At 59.8% G+C, this 15,613-nt stretch carries 15 protein-coding genes and 3 pseudogenes; 11 read left to right on the plus strand and 7 right to left on the minus strand.

Annotation, left to right across the window (positions count from 1 at the left end):
* From GZH79_RS17550 to GZH79_RS19135, 7 genes and pseudogenes are all read left to right on the plus strand, one after another.
* A partial coding sequence (locus GZH79_RS17550; RefSeq protein WP_211645072.1) for a sensor histidine kinase occupies positions 1-488 on the plus strand: 488 nt, incomplete at its 5' end.
* Positions 485-871: a response regulator gene (locus GZH79_RS17555; RefSeq protein ID WP_211645073.1), complete on the plus strand. Its 387-nt coding sequence runs from the start codon at positions 485-487 to the stop codon at positions 869-871. The genes GZH79_RS17550 and GZH79_RS17555, both read left to right, overlap by 4 nt.
* Before the next feature lie 97 nt (positions 872-968).
* The gene (locus GZH79_RS17560; RefSeq protein WP_211645074.1) at positions 969-2,021 is read left to right on the plus strand and encodes a hypothetical protein; all 1,053 of its coding nucleotides are present in this window, start codon (positions 969-971) and stop codon (positions 2,019-2,021) included.
* 542 nt (positions 2,022-2,563) lie between these two features.
* On the plus strand, positions 2,564-2,914 hold the full coding sequence (gene tnpB / locus GZH79_RS17570) for an IS66 family insertion sequence element accessory protein TnpB (protein ID WP_211645076.1): 351 nt from the start codon (positions 2,564-2,566) through the stop codon (positions 2,912-2,914).
* A gap of 59 nt (positions 2,915-2,973) precedes the next feature.
* Complete coding sequence (locus GZH79_RS17575; RefSeq protein ID WP_211645077.1) at positions 2,974-4,620, plus strand: IS66 family transposase; 1,647 nt, start codon at positions 2,974-2,976, stop codon at positions 4,618-4,620.
* On the plus strand, positions 4,617-5,219 hold the full coding sequence (locus GZH79_RS17580; protein ID WP_211645078.1) for a plasmid pRiA4b ORF-3 family protein: 603 nt from the start codon (positions 4,617-4,619) through the stop codon (positions 5,217-5,219). Before GZH79_RS17575 ends, GZH79_RS17580 begins: the two co-directional genes overlap by 4 nt.
* A gap of 299 nt (positions 5,220-5,518) precedes the next feature.
* A pseudogene (locus GZH79_RS19135) lies at positions 5,519-5,908 on the plus strand (transposase); the annotation flags it as partial.
* Here GZH79_RS19135 and GZH79_RS17585 read toward each other — a convergent pair.
* Positions 5,903-6,133, minus strand: a complete 231-nt coding sequence (locus tag GZH79_RS17585) for a hypothetical protein (RefSeq protein WP_211645089.1) — start codon at positions 6,131-6,133, stop codon at positions 5,903-5,905. The pseudogene GZH79_RS19135 and the gene GZH79_RS17585 sit on opposite strands and share 6 nt — an antisense overlap.
* Positions 6,134-6,164: 31 nt before the next feature.
* Positions 6,165-6,557: pseudogene (locus tag GZH79_RS17590) on the minus strand (type II toxin-antitoxin system YhaV family toxin); the annotation flags it as partial.
* A gap of 522 nt (positions 6,558-7,079) precedes the next feature.
* Between GZH79_RS17590 and corA the strand changes: the two are divergent.
* Positions 7,080-8,048, plus strand: coding sequence for a magnesium/cobalt transporter CorA (gene corA, locus GZH79_RS17595; RefSeq protein WP_211645080.1), 969 nt, complete (start codon positions 7,080-7,082; stop codon positions 8,046-8,048).
* A gap of 576 nt (positions 8,049-8,624) precedes the next feature.
* Here corA and GZH79_RS17600 read toward each other — a convergent pair.
* From GZH79_RS17600 to GZH79_RS17615, 4 genes are all read right to left on the minus strand, one after another.
* Positions 8,625-9,524, minus strand: a complete 900-nt coding sequence (locus GZH79_RS17600; protein ID WP_211645081.1) for a helix-turn-helix transcriptional regulator — start codon at positions 9,522-9,524, stop codon at positions 8,625-8,627.
* Positions 9,525-9,638: 114 nt separating this feature from the next.
* Complete coding sequence (locus GZH79_RS17605) at positions 9,639-10,457, minus strand: substrate-binding domain-containing protein (RefSeq protein WP_211645082.1); 819 nt, start codon at positions 10,455-10,457, stop codon at positions 9,639-9,641.
* Positions 10,458-10,481: 24 nt separating this feature from the next.
* Positions 10,482-11,237, minus strand: a complete 756-nt coding sequence (locus GZH79_RS17610) for an ATP-binding cassette domain-containing protein (RefSeq protein ID WP_211645083.1) — start codon at positions 11,235-11,237, stop codon at positions 10,482-10,484.
* Positions 11,230-11,928, minus strand: coding sequence for an ABC transporter permease (locus tag GZH79_RS17615; RefSeq protein WP_211645084.1), 699 nt, complete (start codon positions 11,926-11,928; stop codon positions 11,230-11,232). The genes GZH79_RS17610 and GZH79_RS17615 overlap by 8 nt, the downstream gene beginning before the upstream one ends.
* A 274-nt stretch (positions 11,929-12,202) precedes the next feature.
* On the opposite strand from GZH79_RS17615, the pseudogene GZH79_RS17620 reads away from it, so the two are divergent.
* A pseudogene (locus GZH79_RS17620) lies at positions 12,203-12,412 on the plus strand (TrmO family methyltransferase); the annotation flags it as partial.
* Here the strand turns inward: GZH79_RS17620 and GZH79_RS17625 are convergent.
* Positions 12,398-12,856 carry a helix-turn-helix domain-containing protein gene (locus GZH79_RS17625; RefSeq protein ID WP_211645085.1) on the minus strand — a complete coding sequence of 153 codons (459 nt, stop codon included), beginning with the start codon at positions 12,854-12,856 and terminating at the stop codon, positions 12,398-12,400. The pseudogene GZH79_RS17620 and the gene GZH79_RS17625 overlap by 15 nt on opposite strands.
* Before the next feature lie 69 nt (positions 12,857-12,925).
* On the opposite strand from GZH79_RS17625, the gene GZH79_RS17630 reads away from it, so the two are divergent.
* Positions 12,926-13,864: a cation diffusion facilitator family transporter gene (locus GZH79_RS17630; RefSeq protein ID WP_211645086.1), complete on the plus strand. Its 939-nt coding sequence runs from the start codon at positions 12,926-12,928 to the stop codon at positions 13,862-13,864.
* Positions 13,865-14,595: 731 nt separating this feature from the next.
* Positions 14,596-15,613, plus strand: a 1,018-nt coding sequence (locus tag GZH79_RS17635; protein WP_211645087.1) for a TrkH family potassium uptake protein, incomplete at its 3' end; no start/stop codon positions are given.

The following is a 15,613-nucleotide window of genomic DNA, read 5'->3' on the forward strand; positions in this document are numbered from 1 at the left end:
ATCGCGACCGGTTCATCGGTCGCATCCAGGCCTTGGCACGCGCCCACGACCAACTGCTCGAAACGGATTGGCAGTCCGCCGACCTGGCAATCCTCGTTAAGACCACGCTCTTGGCCTATTACAGGGACGGCGAGATCGACCGGGTCGCCGATGGTCCCCCGATGCCGCTTACCCCGAGACAGGGTCTCGGCCTTGCGCTCATCCTGCACGAGCTGGCGACAAACGCGTCGAAATATGGCGCGCTCTCCACCGATGATGGCACGCTTCGCGTGACGTGGGACGAAATGCAGGTGGACGGGCGGCCCAATGTCCGCCTGTCGTGGAGGGAGAGCGATGGGCCACCCGTAACGGACGGCGCCCCCAAGGGGTTCGGGACGAAGCTGATCAAGCGCGTGTGTGCCTACGAACTTGAGGGATCGGCGGAACTTGATCTCGCACCAGAGGGTTTGACTGCTGAGATCGTGTTTCCCATCTCCAAAGGAGAGTGACCATCGCACATTATACTGATCCACAGGCGCTGGCTGGACGTCGTATGCTCATTGTCGAGGATGAAGCCATCCTTGCGATGGATCTGGAAATGATTTTCGAGGATCAAGGCTGCGAGGTGCTTGACCCTGCCTTCAGCGTGAAGCGTGCACTCGCCCTGATCGAGACGGAGCGCCCAGATGGCGCTACGCTCGACATGAACCTCAACGGCGAGTCGTCAGCCCCCGTTGCCGCTGCCCTACGCGAGCGAAACATCCCGTTCATCCTGCTCTCCGGTAATACCGACCAAGACGAGCATGATTCAGCCTTTAGAGATGCGCCCTTTGTTAAGAAGCCCGTTGAGACTGGCGAACTTCTTCGGACGATCCACCTCCTTTTCCCGTGACAGATGACCCGGCTCTCTATGGACACTTCGCACAGGAACTTTCGGATGGTCGCTTCGTTAAGGTTTCAGAGTGTCCGTTTTAAAGGAGAAGCAACGGATGAAAAGGAAAACATTTTTCTTGGGGTCGGCCGTGCTTGTCGTTCAGGTTTTTTCGGTCTCGACGTCAATGGCGCAGCATTTGGAAGTGCAGGAGCATGGGCATGCAGCCTTTTGCGATACGTCGGAAGCGGAACCGACGCCAGTGCTCAACGTCGCGGACTTCAACGCCAGTGGAGAGGTCAGCGAAGAGGACGTTCTACTCATTCAGGAGCATGTCGATGCTTCCGATTACGTCGCATTCTTTGATCGGAACGCAGACGGGCAGCTGGACGAAAGTGACGTCGAACTCGCTCGCCAAGAAATCGGATCACAAAGTAGCCCCCGAGACAAGCAGATCGCGTTGGCCTACCAGCACACCGAGTCTTTCCGAGATCAGGAAACAGCCATCCGCAAGGGATACGCTCCATTCACGGAGGTCCTGCACGGCCACGGATCACATTGGGCGCAGAACCCGGAGGGCGGCAGCCAGGGATATAGCTTCATTCCTGCGAATCCGCTCGGCCTGAACTATGCGTCCGACGGGAGCCTGTGGGGCGTTTTTTACTACATCGGTCCGTCGAATAAGCGCCCCGAGGGTGGCATGTATCCCCCACGCCAAGAGTTTCGACCATTATCCGAAGCTCCGGAAGGATTTGAGGGAGACGACGATATCTGGCACTGGCACGCCGGCGCCTGCTTCGTGGGTCTCGACACCGACAACCCCTCGCTCGATCCTGCGGAATATCAGTTCCTGGAACGGCTTTCGCCCAGCGAGTGTCTTGAGCGCACGAAAGAAGCTGGGAACGAACAGATCGAAGATCCGAACTGGGTTCCAGAGTTCCATATGGTCCATGTCTGGCTCTACGAGCTGAACCCTTGCGGCACGTTCGCAGGTGCTCATCCTAACCTAGACCGGGAAGCGCCGGATCCTACCACTGCAATTATCTTCCCCGAACGCCATCCTGACGCACCGCATCCGGACTTTGACTTCGAAGGTGGCACGATGTGCGCATGGTTAAGAGAAACCGGAGAGACCCCAGAATATTGTTCACAAAGTGCCGTAGAAGATTAACGGCACGAAGCGGAAGCAGGCCGAACAGCGTAGCGGTTCGGCCGCAATCACGCCATTTGGTCAGTCATTCGAGCCAATTCCTGACATCCAAGGTAAGCATTCGCCGAGAGCCGTCTGGCGGTGTGTTGTTGTGATTGTTTATCGAGTGTCCTTATGGACGCACACGAGAACACCTGCCGTATTCAAGTTTTGTCGGTCTCTGATACCGGCCGCCGTCGCCGTTGGTCGGATGACGAGAAGGTCCGGATCGTTGAGGAAAGCCATGTCGATGGCGTGACATTGGCGGAGGTCGCACGGCGCCATGACATTTCGCGATCACAGCTTTACGATTGGCGATATAGGCACAAGATTGGGCTGCTTGGGGCTGGCCCGCAATTTTTGCGCGTTTTTCAGGTCGAAGACGGCTCTGGCCATGATGATGTTCCAGCGCCGCCAGCGCCAGTATTAACGATCGACCTTGGCCCTCGGTGTCGCGTGACGATCCCATCCGGCTTTGACATGGAGGCTGCTGCGCGTCTGCTCAATGGCCTGATGGTGAGGTCATGATTGCGTTTCCGGCGGGCACGAAGGTTTGGATTGCGGGTGGTGTGACTGATATGCGGCGCGGGATGAATACCTTGGCGTTGTCGGTGCAACAGGGCCTCGGGCGCGACCCGCATGCCGGTGAGATATTCTGCTTTCGGGGCCGCAAGGGTGATCTGGTGAAACTGCTCTGGCATGATGGGGTCGGCATGTCTCTGTATTTGAAACGCCTCGAGGCAGGGAAGTTCATCTGGCCGGTGAGCCAGGATCGGACGGCGGTGGCGATATCGGCCGCCCAGCTCGGCTATCTTCTGGAGGGCATAGACTGGAGAAATCCACGCTGGACACAGAGGCCCAAAACGGCTGGATAATTTGCGACGAAACGCCTGTTTTTATTGGCCTTTCGTGGCGTTCATGGTAGACATCTGCCATGTCCAATGCCGCCTTGCAAATCGCTGAATTGCGCGCCGCGCTTGCCGCGCAGACCGCCCGTGCGCAAGCAGCGGAAGCCGAATTGGCACAGGCGCGCGCCCTGGCATCCTGCACGGAAGCGATGATCCAGGAGTTGAAGCTGGAGATCGCCAAGCTGCGCCGCGACAAATACGGCATCTCTTCCGAACGTCGCGCGCGACTGATTGATCAGCTGGAATTGCAGCTTGAGGAATTGGAAGCCGCCGCCACCGAGGATGCGCTGGCGGCTGAACAAGCAGCAGCACAAGACAAAACCAGCACCGTCCGCGCCTTCACGCGGCGCAAGCCAGTGCGCAAGCCCTTTCCCGACCACCTGCCGCGCGAACGTGTGGTGGTTGAGGCGCCAACCAACTGCACCTGCTGTGGTTCAGACCGCATCGTCAAAATGGGTGAGGATGTTACCGACACGCTGGAAGTCATTCCGCGTCAGTGGAAGGTGATCCAAACGGTCCGCGAGAAGTTCACTTGCAGGGACTGCGAGAAGATCAGTCAGCCACCCGCTCCATTCCACGCGATCCCGCGTGGATGGGCAGGGCCCAGCCTGATCGCAATGATCGCCTTTGACAAATATGGCCAGCACCAACCACTGAACCGCCAAGCCGAGCGCATTGCACGAGAAGGTATCGACCTCAGCCTGTCTACCTTGGCTGATCTGATTGGTCATACCTGTGTGGCGCTGGCCCCGATCCATGCGCTGATCGAGCGTCACGTGCTGAACGGCGGCCGTCTGCATGGTGATGACACGACCGTGCCGCTTTTGGCGCGCGGTGGCACAAAAACTGCGCGGCTCTGGACTTATGTGCGCGATGACCGGCCGTGGGATGGTGGCGCGCCGCCTGCCGTCTTCTTCAAGTTCTCGACAGATCGTCGCAAAGAACATCCGACCCGGCATCTGGCTGGATGGCATGGTGTGCTGCAGTCAGACGTCTATGGCGGCTACAATGATCTGTATCTGGCAGATCGCAACCCGGGGCCGGTGCAATCAGCACTGTGTTGGAGCCATGCCAGGCGCAAGTTCTTTGAGCTGGCCGATATCAAAGGCACTGCCCGGAAGGGTAAGAAGGTGGCAGAGGAAATCTCTCCCATCGCGCTGGTGGCTGTGACGCGGATTGATGCCATCTTTGCCATCGAGCGCGAGATCACCGGCCTGTCAGCCGCAGCGCGTCATGAAGTCCGCCAGCAGCGGGTCGCGCCGCTGGTCAATGATCTGCATGACTGGATGCTCGCCGAGAAGGCCCGGATGTCAAAGCACAACCCTGTCGCCAAGGCGATGAATTACATGCTCGTCGGCGAAGGCCGCTGGGAAGCCTTTACTGCATTCCTTGATGATGGGCGCCTATGCATGACGAACAATGCCGCCGAGCGAGCCCTCAGAGGCATCGCATTGGGCAGAAAGTCGTGGCTTTTTACAGGATCCGAACGCGGCGGTGACAGGGCTGCCTTCATGTATACCCTCATCGTCACAGCAAAGATGAACGACATTGATCCCCAGGCATGGATGGCCGATGTCCTGGCGCAGCTGCCGGAGATGGCCGTGTCACGGGTGCATGAATTGCTACCCTGGAATTGGAAGACAGCAACAGAATTGAAGAGGATTGCTGCATGACGCTGGTCGCGCGCCTCAAGGTTACACTCTCCGACGTTGAGCCTCAGGTGCTGCGACGCTTCGATGTGCCGCTCAAGATCAAGCTGAGCCGCCTGCACGACGTGATCCAGGCCGCCATGGGATGGACCGACAGTCACCTCTATGAGTTCAGGGCCGGCGGTATCGGCTGGGGTGTGCCTGATCCTGACGGCTATTACGATGGCCCGCTGCCCGCGAGCAAAACCAGTCTGTTCGACGTGCTCGAAGATGTCGGCACCAAGACCATCCATTACATCTATGACTTTGGCGACAACTGGCACCATGTAATCAAGGTCGAGAAAATCGATGACGCCATCCCCGGCGCCGACTACCCACGCCTTGTCAGGGCCATCGGGGCCTGCCCCCCTGAGGATGTGGGCGGCTTCCCTGGCTACGCCGACTTCGTTGATGCAATGGCAGCCCCCAACCACGAAGAGCACGACAGGATGCTGGAGTGGTATGGGGGAAAGTTCGACCCTGAAGAGGCAGAGATTGGCCGTATCCTCGACAACTTCGAGCGCCTCGCAAAAAAATGGGCCCCCAAGCCGCGCAAACCAAAAGTCGCACCCAAACGCCTCTAATCAGTATGGCACGGCTGCGGCCCTGGGCGGATGCTTACCATCCAAGGGATAGAAAAGCGAGCTATGCGGGAATTTTGGTGATGGCGTGATTTGAAGGGCGGCATATCGTGGCGGGTGTCAAAGCCGGCCAGAACCTCACAAGGAGATACCGTATTGGGGCTCGTCACGAATCGCGTTCGTTGTGAATTGAAATACGTGGTTGATTGATGTGTCGTTGCCCTTGGCACGCAGTACAGCGTGTTTACGGGGTCGTGCGGTGAGGTGCGCCCCAAGATCTCTGACAAAGAAAGGGCAACGACATGGATTTGCATATCGGTTTGGACGTCTCTCTTGCAAGCACCGCGATCTGCGTGGTGTCCGCGCAGGGCAAGGTCGTGAGAGAAACGACAGCACCAAGCGAACCCGAAGATCTGGTGAGGATGTTAAACGCACTGCCTGGGTGCGTCGTTGGGGTGGGTCTTGAAGCCGGGCCATTGTCACAGTGGTTATATCGGCATTTAATCGAGGCCGGTTTTACCACCATCCTGATGGAAACCCGGCAGGTGAAGGGTGCGCTGCAGGCGATGCCAATCAAGACTGACCGGCGGGATGCCGAAGGGATTGCCCGGCTCTTGCAGATGGGATGGTTCCGACCGGTCCACTGCAAATCCATGTCGGCGCAGGAGATGCGCGCGCTGTTGTCTTCACGCAAAGCGATCCAGCAAGCCACTCTGTCTCTTGAGTTGTCGATCCGCGGGGTGCTGCGTAACTTTGGGCTGAAGATGGGACAGGTCGCCAAGGGGCGCTTTGAGCAGCGAGTACAGGAACTCGCCGAGGGCAATCCTATGCTGGAAGCCGCCGCAAAACCAATCCTGTGTGCGCGGCGCGCGCTGCGTCAGGAACTGGCAGGGGTGGAAAAGCTTCTGCGTGATCATGCCAAATCCGATCCCGTCTGCCGTCACCTCATGCATAGGCATCGGTCTTGCTGCCATAGGCCCGCAAGGTCTTCTCGTCGTTCACCCAAGCGAGAACGATCACTTTGGCGTTGCTGTCGAAGCGGAAAAATTGCCGATACTGCTGGAAAAACTTGGCCCGTAACCAATGTTTTCGGTGCTCGCCGAGCGTGTCGCCTTGACGGAAAGCAGGATCTCCAGGGTCGGCAGGGATATTCTCACTCACAAGCTTGAAGATCGTAGCCAGGCGCTTTGTGCAGTTCTTTTTCTGCCACGCCTTGGGATCACGCGTCTTACGGGCTTCGACCTCTTCGATCAGCCCCTCGAGTTGATCAAGACAGACCGGATGCGCGTAGATAGACCAGCCGTTGACTACGAGCGGCGCAGCACCGGCACTGTCCGTCATTCGTCATCAGGCAACAGCGGTTCGTCGAGATTGACATCCACCTCGCCGACGAGCGTCTGCCTTCTTCTCGTGCGGATGGGCGCCCTTATGCTGCATTCGGCAGCGCTCGACGCGCTCAACGCGGTCTATGGCGGTCAGAGATTGCCGCTTTTTGCGACTTCGGGACTCCTACCTTGTCAGCAAAAATCACGGCTCGCCGGGTCTCAACATCCGACAGGCGTTTCTCCTTCGACGACCTGGGTGGTTCTGGCAACCGCCGGGTCCCTTCCGTTCATTCTGGGCGTGCCGGATGTGCAATTGACGGACGTCCACTTGGAGCGACGGGCGCGATGGACAGTTTCCCGACGCCGCCCAAGTGGCCAATGATCGCAGGAATGATCGTCGGCCAGCTTGAGTTGTTGTCGGTCTACGTCCTATTCGTTCCGAACTTCTGGCGCGAATAATGCGCGACACTCGTCCGCCGCAGACCCGACGCCTACATCGTGGCTAAAAGCTCAATCACTGACATGAGGCAAAGAACGTATGATCCGCACTTTCAGCACCGACCAAAGCCGCCTGCAGCCGGACGACACGGTCGGAAGCCCCGACCTGAGCGCCACTTGGATCGATCTCGTGAACCCGTCCCCGGAAGAGGTTGCGCCGCTTGGCGACCTCCTTGGGATTACTATTCCGGATCGGGAGGATATGGAGGAGATCGAGGTTTCCTCGCGCCTTTACCGAGAAAACGGCGCATCATTCATGACAGCAATTCTTCCAGCACAAACTGATGAAGATGAACCGGAGATGGCGCCGGTGTCCTTCATCCTGTCCGGCAGACATCTGATAACGGTGCGTTACCACGATCCCCGCGCATTTACGACATTCCCAACTCAGGCACAAAGGACCGCCATGAAGCTGCCGGACGCGGACGCCGTTTTGGTTGGCCTTCTTGAGGCTATTATCGACAGGCTGGCCGACGTTCTCGAGCGGGCGGGGCGGGATATAGACGAGGTGTCGGCAAGTATCTTTCGCAAAACTGACACGAAGTCGGAGCCTCAGAATTTCCAAGGGGTTCTCGAAAAAATCGGGCGGAAAGGGGACCTGAACTCACACATCAGGGACAGCCTGATGACGCTCGAGCGGTTGGCCGGGTTCCTTGGCCATGTCGCGTCGGAGCGGGAACTCGGGCAAGATCTGCGCGAGCGCATCAAGACCCTTTCGAGGGACGCCCGCTCACTCACCGACCATTCCGGCTTTTTGTCTCAAAAGATCACCTTCATGCTCGACGCGAGTCTCGGAATGATCAACATCGAACAGAACGCGACGATCAAGATATTCTCAGTAGTCGCAGTTATTTTTCTGCCGCCCACACTGATCGCCTCAATCTATGGCATGAACTTCGAATACATGCCCGAACTGTCGTGGCTGTACGGCTATCCTTTCGCGATCGGGCTGATGGTCGCCGCGGCCATCCTGCCGTATTTCTATTTCAAATACCGCGACTGGTTGTAGCCAAGGCAGCAGCGCCGCCAGCACCACCAATACGGTTCAGCCACTGCCGGTTCACGCAGGCCAATCTACGCTGCGGCTGCTAACCTATCGTTCACCAGGACCGTCAGTATAGGCTCTCAGCTGCCGCTCGCTGCATTGATCACGAACGGTTGCCGTTGGCCGGAAACACCTACTCAGAACCTATTGGTCAAATACGGTGGATTCTGACCGCTCGTTGTCCCACAACCGTCAGGCGAACGCAGTCGGTTCAAACGGATGGCATAAGCTGCGGGATGGTCGTCGGCTGTGCAGACAAAGCTGCACAATTCTCCTTCATGCAGCCACGGAGGATCCGCCATGGGTCCCGGTGACGGCGCGCCTCGCACCACCGCTTACGGTATTCTATGTGGTCAGAGCATAATGGTTTCTCCGTCCCGCAGCGTCGCCCCAAGACCGCGTCGGACCCCCTGCTGTTGGCGCTGACATTGCAGTTTCATTCACACGGCTCACGAGCCAAGCGCGGGAGTAAGGTTGAAGCACGTGACGCTTACCGCGAGAGTTGTGAGCGTTGCCAGGTGGAGAGCCTCGGCCTTCGTCCTACGCGTTCCAGACGTTGGTGCCCAACTCGTCAACGTCATAGCCGCCATAGGTGTCGGCGCGCGCCTTGAACATCTGGGACGTGCAGAACTTCACCAAGGTCTTCATCGGCGGCTCGAACCACGCCTTACGGTCGACCAGCAACGCGAACTCCTCATCGAGGATCGGCACGAAGTCGAGCCCGTAGCCCCTTGCCACCGCCTCCAGGCCGAAAGCCGCGTCCGCCTCGCCCCGGCGCACCATCTCGACGGCTTCGTCCTCAGTGCGGGCCACTTCGGCCATGTCGAAGCCGGATAGGCTCAGCCCTTCGCGCGCGGCAAGGTGCCGGAACAGTGTGTCGGTCCCGGACCCATTCTGCCGGGGCACGATCCGACGCCCCGCAAGATCGGACAGGCCGGACGGCGCGGGCATGTCCGGGCGCACGACAAGCCCCCGCCGCCTCGTCGCGAAGGACACAAGCACAGCGTTTTGGCCGGCTGCGGATTTCGACACCGCCGGGACGTTCCACTTGTCCGACAGTTCATCATGGATGTGCAGACCCGCAGCGACCCCCTCGCCTCGCACGAAACGCTCGAGCCCGTCGAGCGAGCCGTCGTGGAAGGTGGCCAACCCGCAACGCGACTGCCGGATCGCCCAGTCGAGCAGCGGGTCGTGGCTGCCCGGCATGATCAGCGGTCGGTTCGTTGGCCCTGCCGCGGAACCATCTTTTCCGCCCGATTTGGCGCTGTCGATCCAGATACGGATCTCGTCCGCCGGAAACAGTAGCTTGCCCGTCGCGCGCGAGCACGGGACCGCGCCCGAGGCGGCGAGGTCGTAGACCTTGCGCTCTTTCAGGCGCAGCAGCTCGGCCAGCTCCTTGACCGTCAGGAATTCGTGGTCCGGAAACGCGGTGTCGGTCATATGTCGGCCTCTGGAAACGTCGCGGACACTGATAGCCGGTTTCTCGCCTGCCTGACATGCATTTTCGATGACGCGGCCGGGGGCGACCGCATCCGGCCGCCCCCAAGTGTCCGATCAGTTCGCGGGCGCGTTGGGAAAGAACAGCTGCTGGTCCGCGACCATGTAGCTGCCGATTGCCTCTTGGCCCGCGTTCGAGACCAGCCAGTCGGAGAAGGTCTGCGCCGCCTCGGCGTTCACGCTGGGGCAGTGCTCGGGGCTGACCGGGATCACGCCATACTGGTTGAACATGTCCTCGTCGCCTTGGACCTGAATCTCGTAATCCTGCTTGTTGTCGAAGCTGATCCAGGTCGCACGGTCGGTCATGACGTAGGCGCCCATGCCGATGCCGGAATTCAGCGTCGCGCCCATGCCCGACCCGGTTTCGCGATACCACTCGCCCGAGGCCTCGGTCGGATCGATGCCCGCGTCGGACCACAGCGCCATTTCTTTCTTGTGCGTGCCGGAATCGTCCCCGCGCGACGCGAACAGCGCGCCGTCCTCGGCGATCTGCGACAGCGCCGCCTGCACGTCCTCCATGCCGCTGACGCCGACGGGATCGTCCTCGGGGCCGACGATGACGAAGTCGTTATACATCAGGTCGGTGCGGCTCGTGCCGTAGCCAGCCTCGACGAAGGCCTCCTCGGCGGGCTTTGCATGCACCAGCAGGACGTCGCCGTCGCAGTTTTCGGCGTTCTGGATCGCTTGGCCGGTGCCCACGGCGACGACGTTGACCTGGATGCCGGTCTCTTCCTGGAACATCGGCAGCAGGTAGTCGTAAAGGCCCGAGTTCGCCGTCGACGTGGTCGACTGGACGATGATCGACTGGTCCTGCGCCCAGGCGGCGCCGGCCAGGAACGTGGCGATCGTGGCGGCGCCGAGTGTCTTGATCTTCATGTGGTGTCTCCCTTGGTTGGTCTGTCAGACGACGATTCTGCCGTCCAGGTAATCCCGGGCCGCCTGGCTTTGCGGCGCGGGGAAGAAGTCGGCTGCACGCGTGTGTTCGGCGATCCGGCCGCGTTGCAGGAACAGAACGTCGTCGGCCAGCCGCCGCGCCTGCCCCGTGTCGTGGGTCACGAAGATGACGCGCACCCCGCGGTCGCGCGCTTCGCCGACGATGGCCTCGATCGCCAGCACCGACGCGGGGTCGAGGCTGGCCGTCGGCTCGTCGAGGAACAGCACCTCGGGGTCGGTCGCCAGCGCGCGGGCCAGCGCCAGCCGCTGCGCCTCGCCGCCTGACAGCAGGCGCGCGGGCTGGGGCGCCTTGTGCCGCAGCCCGACATGGTCGAGCAGCGCATCGCGACGACCCGCATCCTTGCCGCGCGCCTTCAGCACGAAGTCGATGTTGGCTGCGACCGAGCGCCGCAGTAGGACCGGCTTCTGGAACACCAGCGCCTGGCGCGCCGTCGCGTGGCTCGCGGCGTGATCACCCCAGCAGATCTGCCCCGCGCTTGGCTGCATCAGGCCGTGCAGCAGCTTCAGCAGCAGGCTCTTTCCCGACCCGTTCGGGCCCATGACCATGGTGCAGCCAGTCGCAGAAAGGTCGAAGCTTACCCCGTTCAGGACGACTGACTCTCCGAAGCGCAGCTCGAGGTCGCGCACCGCCAATGGCAGGATTGCGGCGCTTTGTGCTCGCGGCGCCACCGCCGGTGCCAAACTGGTCAGCGCGTCAGACATAGGCCTGCCTTGCCGCGGTCATGCGCACCGACTGCACGGCGGCGTTCACACCAAGTGCTATGACCAGCAGGATGATGCCAAGCGCCAGCGCCAGCGCGAGATCGCCCTTCGACGTTTCCAGCGCGATGGCGGTCGTCATCACCCGCGTCAGGTGGTCGATGTTGCCGCCCACGATGATCACCGCGCCCACCTCGGCCACGGCGCGACCGAACCCGGCAAGTCCGACCGTGAGCAGCGAATAGCGCGCGTCCCACAGAAGCGCCTGCACGGTTTGCAGCTTCGTCAGGCAGAGCGAGCGGAACTGCTCGGCATATTCGGAGTGCAGGTCTTCCAGCACCTGCCGCGACAGCGCAGCGACAATGGGCGCGATCAGGATCGTCTGGGCGATGATCATCGCGGTCGGCGTGTAGAGCAGACCCAGGAAGCCCAGCGGTCCCGAACGCGACAGATGCAGGTAGACCAGCAGGCCCACCACCACCGGCGGCAGCCCCATGAGCGCGTTCATCACGATCAACACGACATTGCGTCCGGGGAACCGCGCGATAGCCACGAGCGCACCGACCGGCAAACCGATCAGGCAGGCCAGAACGGTCGCAGTCAGGCTGACCCGCAATGACAGCAGCACGATCTCATGTAGATTCGGATCGCCGGAGAAGACCAGCTGAAGGGCCAAGCCGAACGCGTCTGCCATGTTGCTGCAAAATCTCCAGCGATTGCACTATTTCCGTTAAGTTGCACTGTAGACTTCCTGATGATCAAACATCAAGGCTGGTTAAAATGGAAGTATTGCCACAGATTTGTGACGATACGGCTGATGCATAAGTTGCGCATTCAAAAAGTGACTGCAAAATTTCCGTAAGCCGCGGCGCGTACAGATATCTGCGCGGGAATGAGGCAGCCATCACGCTTGATCGGCCTTCGGACGCGATGCTTCGGTTCATCGGCGTGATCCGCACGCCACGATCGGCACCTTCGCGCTGCGCTCGCCTGTTCGGCCCAACCCAATCGGCAGCGCCCTTGTCAGGCTGATTCGGATCGACGGCAGCACGCTGGTCGTGCGCGGGGTCGACTGCCTCGACGATAGAATACGCCAATACCGGTCGATTTCGCCGGTGACAGAAACGGTTGAGTTTTGGAAAATTTCCATCGCTGAACCTCGTTTAGCTTCCGGATAAATCTGCGCGACTGTCCGACAGGTCATGCGAACCAATACAGAGACGGTGATCCCCCAGAACCTCGATGACACGACACTTTCCGGCATGGCCTGGATCGTCCGCGTTAGCCATCCGCGCCAGTTCTTCTCGAAGCTGCGCGAGAATAGTCATGCGCCGGTCCACGGCCGCGAGCTGCTTCCGTGCAATCTCGTAGGCGGGTGCGCAGTCCTCTGACGGAGTTTCGGCCAACGCCATCAGTTCTGCGATGTCATCGAGGTTGAAACCCAGTTCCCGCGCGTGGCGCAGGAAAGCGAGCCGTTCGAGCGCCGCTTCGTCGTATCGCCTCTGCCCGCCTTGGGTGCGTCCAGGCGACGGGATCAGCCCACGGGATTCGTAATAGCGGATCGTCGTTACCTTCACGCCCGTTCGGCGCGACATCTGACCGATGGAATATTCTTTCGTCATTGGCCCTTGAACCTACAGCCGCTGTAGATTGTATCTACTCTGAAACGATACGAATCAAAAGGAGCCGTCATGGGCAACGGTCACCACCACCACGTCGATCCAGAAGTGGGCGACCGCAGGGTCATCGCCGCCATTGCCGTCAACATCGGCCTGACGGTCGCGCAGATCGTCGGCGGCATCATGTCCGGCTCGCTTGCGCTGATCGCGGATGCGCTGCACAATTTTTCCGACGCGATATCGCTCATCATCGCGTTCGGCGCGCGCAAGATCGCGCGGCGGCCAAGAGACGCGGACATGACGTTCGGCTATGGCCGGGTCGAGGTTGTTGCAGCACTCATCAACTACACGACGCTGATCGTGATCGGCCTTTACCTGCTTTACGAGGCCGCGATGCGCTTTGCCGACCCGCAGCCCGTCGAAGGCTGGCTGATCGTCATCATCGCGGGGATCGCGCTGATCATAGACGCGGTGACGGCCGCGCTGACCTACGCCATGTCGAAATCCAGCGTGAACATCCGCGCGGCGTTCCTGCACAACGTGGCCGATGCGCTCGGCTCCGTCGCGGTCATCGTCGCGGGCACGCTGATCCTGCTCTACGACTGGCGGCTGATCGACCCGCTCGTGACCGTGTTGATCGCGGGCTATATTCTATGGCAATCCTTCCGGGAGATTGGCCCCGTCATCCGTATCCTGATGCTCGGCTCGCCGCCGGAGATCGAAACGGACGCGGTTCTCGAAACCGTGCGCGGGATCGACGGCGTAACGGACATTCACCACGCGCATTTCTGGCAGATGGATGAACATCGCGCCGCATTGGACGCGCATGTCGTCATCGCCGAAGGCCGCTGGAACGATGCCGACGCAGTGAAAGATCGGATCAAGACGGCACTCGCCGACCGCTTCGACATTGAGCACACGACGTTGGAATTGGAATGCGCGCGCCACGCCTGTGGCGATTCTTCCGAGTTCGGTGGGCGCGGACATGGCGAGGAGCGACACGGATCGTGATGCTGATCTGGTCGAATCCTTTTCCCAAAGCGTCGTCTCTGACCACCGCAACGGGTGAACTGGCTCAGCCAACTCATGGTCTGGCTCCCAACCCTCTCGGTTCTCGGAGCTGCCCCGACCTGCTCGTTGCGTTCGCCATCGGAGGACTGTTTCTGAATTCCTCGTGGATAATCGTTCGAGATGCGCGGAGCCATTTGGCTGAGACGTAGGGGGGTCGGACAGAAACCCCTTGCCAGAACTGTGTTGTCTAAAACGGTGGATATCGGTGAAAAACTCCCTCGAACTTAAAGCTGGCCACAGAAAGCAAACAAGCGTTCTGCCATTGAGCTTTTTTGCCCCAGATACCGCCCTGTTTGATGTTCCAGCAGGACAGAATTCTCGTAAATTGCGCTACGAATGCGCATGATAGAGTTTTTCACCGATATCGGTGGATTTTGATCGGGACGAAAACGCCTGAGTTTTGTCCAGAGAGGACCATACGCGAAGGCGACCAATAACGTTCCTTTTACTGGCAGCGGCGGAGATTCTTCTGCAGGTGCAGCAACGTGACCGGCCCTGACCTGTCGTTCGCGGCCGTTTCCACGCTGCGGCGCAGCTTTCGCATTGCTGCCATTCGTGCATGGAACGGTCGCTCAGGGGACACTCCACAGACCTATTTCTCCGGAAGATGGTGACGCGCATGTGCATGAAGAGTATAGGTGCGTTCGGGATCGCGTGGATAAGGCGACATTTTGAAGAATATTGATCGCCCTACGCCGCGCGGGCATATCCAAACCGTCGATATCCGCCCCGTGGCAAGAATCGTGGGCCTGGCCCTTTTGCCGATGGGCGCGCTGATGCTGCCTTCGGCAGTCCTTGACGCGGTTTACGGTGGTCAAGACTGGCAGGTGTTTTTCACCGCAAGCTTTCTGACGATAACCCTTGGCATGCTTGTATTTCTTGCAACGCGCAGCGAGGACGTTCGCGGTCTGAGTATACGACAGGCCTTTCTGTTGACGACTGCGCTGTGGGTCTTTTTGCCCTTGGCGGGGGCTGTTCCATTTATGTTGGGCGTTCCGCAGGCATCGTTTATCGACGCCTATTTCGAGGCCGTTTCCGGTATGACGACCACCGGGTCCACAGTGTTCGTCGGCTTGGACGATATGCCAGAAGGCGTTTTACTGTGGCGTGGCATTCTGCAGTGGCTGGGCGGGCTGGGAATTGTCATTGTTGCGCTGATTTTCTTGCCGGTCATGAAAGTCGGCGGCATGCAGTTTTTTCGCGCGGAAGGGTTCGACACGCTTGGCAAGGTGTTACCTAGAGCGCTGGATATTTCGAAACGGCTTTTGCAAATATACACAGTTCTGACCATCGCATGCGCGATCGCATACCGTGCGTTCGGGATGACATGGCTCGAGGCCATCGTGCATGCGCTGACGACCCTCTCGACCGGCGGTTTTTCGACATCGGATGCATCTTTTGCGCTCTTCTCAGGCCCGCTTGAATACGTTTCGGTCATTTTCATGATCCTCGCCAGCCTGCCGTTCATTCGCTACGTGCAAATCGTGGCAGGCGATGCGCGGCCCTTGTTTTCGGACGTTCAGGCACAGGCCTACATCCGATGGTTATTTTATGCAGTCGGCTTGATCGTAGCCTTTCGGATCTACGATGGCAGAGATGATTTCTGGACCATTTTACGCGAAACCACGTTCAACGTCGTCACGCTGTTCTCGGGCACCGGTTATGGCAGTGCTGACGTGTTCGGCTGGG

The sequence above is a fragment of the Loktanella sp. SALINAS62 genome (genome assembly GCF_018263905.1).
Taxonomy (GTDB): Bacteria; Pseudomonadota; Alphaproteobacteria; order Rhodobacterales; family Rhodobacteraceae; genus Loktanella.

What these genes read in the sequence shown, in the direction of transcription:
- GZH79_RS17560 (WP_211645074.1), top strand. Translation starts at nt 969, where the DNA reads ATGAAAAGGAAAACATTTTTCTTGGGGTCGGCCGTGCTTGTCGTTCAG.
- tnpB (WP_211645076.1), top strand. Translation starts at nt 2,564, where the DNA reads ATGATTGCGTTTCCGGCGGGCACGAAGGTTTGGATTGCGGGTGGTGTG.
- GZH79_RS17575 (WP_211645077.1), top strand. Translation starts at nt 2,974, where the DNA reads ATGTCCAATGCCGCCTTGCAAATCGCTGAATTGCGCGCCGCGCTTGCC.
- GZH79_RS17580 (WP_211645078.1), top strand. Translation starts at nt 4,617, where the DNA reads ATGACGCTGGTCGCGCGCCTCAAGGTTACACTCTCCGACGTTGAGCCT.
- GZH79_RS17585 (WP_211645089.1), bottom strand. Translation starts at nt 6,133, where the DNA reads ATGATCACGCAGAAGCTTTTCCACCCCTGCCAGTTCCTGACGCAGCGC.
- corA (WP_211645080.1), top strand. Translation starts at nt 7,080, where the DNA reads ATGATCCGCACTTTCAGCACCGACCAAAGCCGCCTGCAGCCGGACGAC.
- GZH79_RS17600 (WP_211645081.1), bottom strand. Translation starts at nt 9,524, where the DNA reads ATGACCGACACCGCGTTTCCGGACCACGAATTCCTGACGGTCAAGGAG.
- GZH79_RS17605 (WP_211645082.1), bottom strand. Translation starts at nt 10,457, where the DNA reads ATGAAGATCAAGACACTCGGCGCCGCCACGATCGCCACGTTCCTGGCC.
- GZH79_RS17610 (WP_211645083.1), bottom strand. Translation starts at nt 11,237, where the DNA reads ATGTCTGACGCGCTGACCAGTTTGGCACCGGCGGTGGCGCCGCGAGCA.
- GZH79_RS17615 (WP_211645084.1), bottom strand. Translation starts at nt 11,928, where the DNA reads ATGGCAGACGCGTTCGGCTTGGCCCTTCAGCTGGTCTTCTCCGGCGAT.
- GZH79_RS17625 (WP_211645085.1), bottom strand. Translation starts at nt 12,856, where the DNA reads ATGACGAAAGAATATTCCATCGGTCAGATGTCGCGCCGAACGGGCGTG.
- GZH79_RS17630 (WP_211645086.1), top strand. Translation starts at nt 12,926, where the DNA reads ATGGGCAACGGTCACCACCACCACGTCGATCCAGAAGTGGGCGACCGC.